This is a genomic window from Streptacidiphilus neutrinimicus, from assembly GCF_000787815.1.
Taxonomy (GTDB): domain Bacteria; phylum Actinomycetota; class Actinomycetes; order Streptomycetales; family Streptomycetaceae; genus Streptacidiphilus; species Streptacidiphilus neutrinimicus.
This window is the reverse complement of sequence record NZ_BBPO01000025.1, coordinates 55,095-58,869: the sequence shown is the minus strand read 5'-3', so window position 1 is coordinate 58,869 and position 3,775 is coordinate 55,095. Positions and strand designations below refer to the sequence as shown.

Sequence of the window (3,775 nt, the reverse complement as noted above, 5' to 3'; positions counted from 1 at the left end):
CCCCTGGCGTACCCCGTCCCCCTGCCCCGCACCCGCCGCACCCGCCGCGCCCTCGCCGCCCAACGCGGCGCCGACTGGCTCACCGAACGCTTCTCGGACGCGGAACCCTAGTTTCGGATGAGGGCGACGACGTCCTTCGGCCGGAGGCGGCGATCAGGGTCGCGTCGCTGCCGCCGGTCCGAGAGTCCCCCTGAGGAAGGCCAACTTCCTTTCATAGCAACGCAGTTACCGCAGCGCCACAGAAGCGTGCAAACGCCACGGCCCGGGCCGCCGAAGGGCGGACCGGGCCGGATGGCGCCGCGTGCTGCCGGGCCCAGCCCCGCGCCGCTCAGCCGTTGCGGCGGGGCAGCTTCCAGTTCGGGCGGGGGAAGTGGCAGGTGTACCCGTTCGGGTAGCGCTCCAGGTAGTCCTGGTGCTCCGGCTCGGCCTCCCAGAACGGGCCCGCCGGGGAGACCTCGGTGACGACCTTGCCGGGCCACAGGCCGGAGGCGTCGACGTCGGCGATGGTGTCCTCGGCGACGCGCTTCTGCTCGTCGTCGAGGTAGAAGATCGCCGAGCGGTAGCTCGCGCCGATGTCGTTGCCCTGCCGGTCGCGCGTCGTCGGGTCGTGGATCTGGAAGAAGAACTCCAGGATCGCCCGGTAGTCCGTCACCGCCGGGTCGAACTCGATCTCGATCGACTCCGCGTGCGTCCCGTGGTTGCGGTAGGTCGCGTTCGGGACGTCGCCGCCGGAGTAGCCGACCCGCGTCGTGAGCACACCCGGCTGGCGCCGGATCAGCTGCTGCATCCCCCAGAAACAACCACCCGCCAGCACGGCCTTCTGCGTCTGCGTGGCCACGGGGCACCCTCCTTCTCGTGCGCTTCTGCTTCTCTCAACACGCCCAACGTCCGAGGTCGCGTCGTCATTCCTGCCCGCGCAGCAGGCTCGCCACCGCGCCCGTGAGGGCGGCGTCCACCGCGTACGGCGTGTAGAGGGTGAGGCGGTCGACCGCATCGCCGAACCGGTCCGCCAGCGCGGACGCGACCTCCGCCGGGGTCCCGGCGACCGCGAACGCGTCCAGGACGTCGTCGGGGATCAGCGCGGCCATCTCCTCCCACGCGCCGCGCCGCGACAGCAGGTGCAGGCGGTCGGCCAGCTCGCCCCAGCCGTGCTGGTCGAGGACCGGGCGGTAGGCGGGTGTCGAGGCGTAGAAGGCGATCTGCCCGCGGACGGCGCGCTCCGCCCGCGCCCGCGCCGCGTCGTCCGCGCCGAGGACGGCCATGGGCTGCAGGCAGACGGTGAAGCCGTCCAGCGCGCCGTCGCGCGCGGCCCGCAGCGCGGGGAGGGTGCGCTCGTGCAGGTAGGCGGGAGTGGTGAAGGCGTGGCAGAGCAGGCCGTCGGCGACCCGCCCGGCCACCTCGGTCATCCTCTCGCCGACGGCGGCGAGCAGGATCGGCGGGGCGCCGTGCGGATTGGGACCGGGGTCGAAGAACTCGGTCATCAGCGTGTGCCGATAGAACTCGCCCTTGAAGAAGAGCCGGCCCTCCCCCGCCCAGGCGGCCCAGATGGCCCGCACCGCACGGACGAACTCCTCCATCCGCGCGGCCGGCCTGCTCCACGGCATCGCGAACCGCCGTTCGATGTGCGCCTGCACCTGGGAGCCGAGGCCGAGCTGGAACCGGCCCCCGGAGATCAGCTGCACGTCGTTGGCGAGGGTGGCCACCGTCATCGGGTTGCGCGCGAAGGCGACCGCGATGGCGGAGCGCAGCGTGATCCGCTCGGTCGCGCGCGCCGCCAGCGTCAGCGAGGTGAAGGCGTCGTGCCTGGTCTCCGAGACGGCGAAGCCGTCGTATCCGGCCGCCTCTGCGGCCTCGGCCGCGGCCTCCGCCCCGAGCGGCGAGGAGGAGAGGTCGGCCGCGTCGTCGATCTTCATGGTCACCCGCTCATCCTCGCAGGCCGCGGCCGGCGGTCCGACGCAGTCGGCCGGACTCAGCCGGGTGAGCCGCAGCCCGCGCCCGCGGGCTCGCGGTCGGCCTCCCCCTCGTCCGCCTCGTCCGCGTCGTCCGTGTCATCCGCGCGCAGTTCGTCGAGGAGCCGCTGCTGCTTCTCCAGCAGCTCGGCGAGGATCCGCCGCGCGACACGGAGCAGGTCCGCGACATCGGGCCCGGTCAGCGCATAGACGACGGCCGGGCCCTCGCGATGGGAGATGACCACGCCCGCCCGCCGCAGCACGCCCAACTGCTGCGAGAGGTAGGCCGGCTCGACGCCGATGTCGTCGAGCAGGGCTCGCACGCTGGTCGGCCCGATGCTGAGCAGTTCCAGCGCGCGGATCCGCACCGGGTGCCCGAGCAGCCGGAAGAACTCGGCCTTGCGCTGGTAGAGCGGGGGCGCGGCCGTCTGCGGGCTCACAGGTCGAGCTCGCCCTCGATCAGCTGCAGCCTGCGCCGGGCCATGGCGAGGTTGGCGCGCTTCCGGTCGAGGATCAGAACCAGGAACAGGCCCGCGCCGTTCGCGGCGGTGAGCGGTCGGATCAGGTGGTACTGACGGGTCAGGGTGATCAGGATGTCCTCGATCGCACCGCCGACGCCCAGCATCTCCATGGTGCGCTTCTTGGCGCGCACCAGATCGGTGTGCCCGGCGGCGGCGATCGCCGGGTCGAGCTCGGCCGTGCCGCCGATGACCCCGAGGCTCATCCCGCTGGCCAGGTCGACCAGGGCCGCGCCCAGCGCGCCCTCGATGGTCATGGATTCCTTGAGTGCGATGTCCGTGTTCGCCATGACCATGGACGCTAGGCGTGAGCATTCGGTCGCACATGGTGAATTGCCGAAGTATGCAATTGACGTAGGCGCGCACGGTACAGTGCGCGCGCACGCCCGGGCCGCCGGTCCCCGTTCGCCTCCTACGCGAGAGTCAGGAAGAGCTTCTCCAGCTCGGCCTCGGTCATCGGCGCGGCGTCGGCCGAGCCGTCGCCGTCGGCGGCCAGGCACTGGCGCATGCCACTCGCGACGATCTTGAAGCCGGCCCGGTCCAGGGCTCGCGAGACCGCAGCGAGCTGAGTGACGACGTCCTTGCAGTCACGCCCCGCCTCGATCATGGCGATCACGCCGGCCAACTGCCCCTGGGCCCGGCGGAGCCGGTTCAGCACGGCGCCCTGGGCGTCCTCGTCCACCTTCATGGCGTCATCGACCTCCTCGCTCGTCTTGTTCCGCCATCGTACCCCAGGGGGTATCCGCGACGGTGCTGTGCGAGCGGCCCGAAGCTGAGTACCGTGGGAGTGTCCGCGCGAAGCAGCGACGCGTCGTTGTGCGGCACGGGGGGCGTGACGCGCGGACGGCGACCACGAGATCGGGACACCGCCATGACATCGCCGACCATCCCCGCACCGCTTCGCACCAAGCGCTGGACCCTGACCGTCGACCTCTTCGAGGAAGGCGACGACACCCGGGCCCACGCCGTTCTGGAGACCCCGGAACGCACCCTCGAAGGCAACGGCTCCTCCCACCGCAACCCGCACGACACGGAGATCGCGGACATCGGCGACGAGTACGCCGCGGGCCGCGCCCTGGTCGAGCTCGGCCGCCAACTCCTGCGCGCGGGCGCGGTCGACGCCGCCGCGGAGGAGGACGGCCGCTTCGGCTGACCCCGGACCACGTCCGGGCGCCCGGACGCCAGGAGGGACCATGAGGGAGGGCACGACGCCCGCCGGCAGGGACGGCCGCGCCGACACGACCGCGCGCACCGCGCGGGCGGCCAGGGCCGCCCGGAGGCTGCTGGGCGCCGGGGCGGTCACGGCGG

General features: G+C 72.7%; 6 protein-coding genes. 1 reads left to right on the top strand and 5 read right to left on the bottom strand.

Annotated elements, in window-relative coordinates; all coding sequences use genetic code 11:
• Window positions 1-328 precede the first annotated feature (328 nt).
• The 5 genes from msrA to TR48_RS17790 all read right to left on the bottom strand — a co-directional run bounded on the left by msrA (window position 329) and on the right by TR48_RS17790 (window position 3,155).
• On the bottom strand, window positions 329-838 hold the full coding sequence (msrA, locus tag TR48_RS17810; protein ID WP_042368282.1) for a peptide-methionine (S)-S-oxide reductase MsrA: 510 nt from the start codon (window positions 836-838) through the stop codon (window positions 329-331).
• A 64-nt stretch (window positions 839-902) separates the two neighbouring features.
• Window positions 903-1,913: a TIGR03617 family F420-dependent LLM class oxidoreductase gene (locus TR48_RS17805; RefSeq protein WP_042368395.1), complete on the bottom strand. Its 1,011-nt coding sequence runs from the start codon at window positions 1,911-1,913 to the stop codon at window positions 903-905.
• A 56-nt stretch (window positions 1,914-1,969) separates the two neighbouring features.
• Window positions 1,970-2,389, bottom strand: a complete 420-nt coding sequence (locus TR48_RS17800; protein WP_042368275.1) for an ArsR/SmtB family transcription factor — start codon at window positions 2,387-2,389, stop codon at window positions 1,970-1,972.
• Window positions 2,386-2,757 carry a hypothetical protein gene (locus TR48_RS17795; protein ID WP_042368394.1) on the bottom strand — a complete coding sequence of 124 codons (372 nt, stop codon included), beginning with the start codon at window positions 2,755-2,757 and terminating at the stop codon, window positions 2,386-2,388. Before TR48_RS17795 ends, TR48_RS17800 begins: the two co-directional genes overlap by 4 nt.
• Window positions 2,758-2,879: 122 nt before the next feature.
• Complete coding sequence (locus tag TR48_RS17790) at window positions 2,880-3,155, bottom strand: metal-sensitive transcriptional regulator (RefSeq protein ID WP_042368273.1); 276 nt, start codon at window positions 3,153-3,155, stop codon at window positions 2,880-2,882.
• A 183-nt stretch (window positions 3,156-3,338) separates the two neighbouring features.
• Here TR48_RS17790 and TR48_RS17785 point away from each other — a divergent pair, with 183 nt between their 5' ends.
• The gene (locus TR48_RS17785; protein ID WP_042368271.1) at window positions 3,339-3,620 is read left to right on the top strand and encodes a dsRBD fold-containing protein; all 282 of its coding nucleotides are present in this window, start codon (window positions 3,339-3,341) and stop codon (window positions 3,618-3,620) included.
• Window positions 3,621-3,775: the final 155 nt, after the last annotated feature.

Bases quoted from the DNA above. Each gene is read 5' to 3' on its own strand.
- TR48_RS17805 (WP_042368395.1), bottom strand. From the start codon at position 1,913: ATGAAGATCGACGACGCGGCCGACCTCTCCTCCTCGCCGCTCGGGGCG.
- TR48_RS17795 (WP_042368394.1), bottom strand. From the start codon at position 2,757: ATGGCGAACACGGACATCGCACTCAAGGAATCCATGACCATCGAGGGC.
- TR48_RS17785 (WP_042368271.1), top strand. From the start codon at position 3,339: ATGACATCGCCGACCATCCCCGCACCGCTTCGCACCAAGCGCTGGACC.
- TR48_RS17790 (WP_042368273.1), bottom strand. From the start codon at position 3,155: ATGAAGGTGGACGAGGACGCCCAGGGCGCCGTGCTGAACCGGCTCCGC.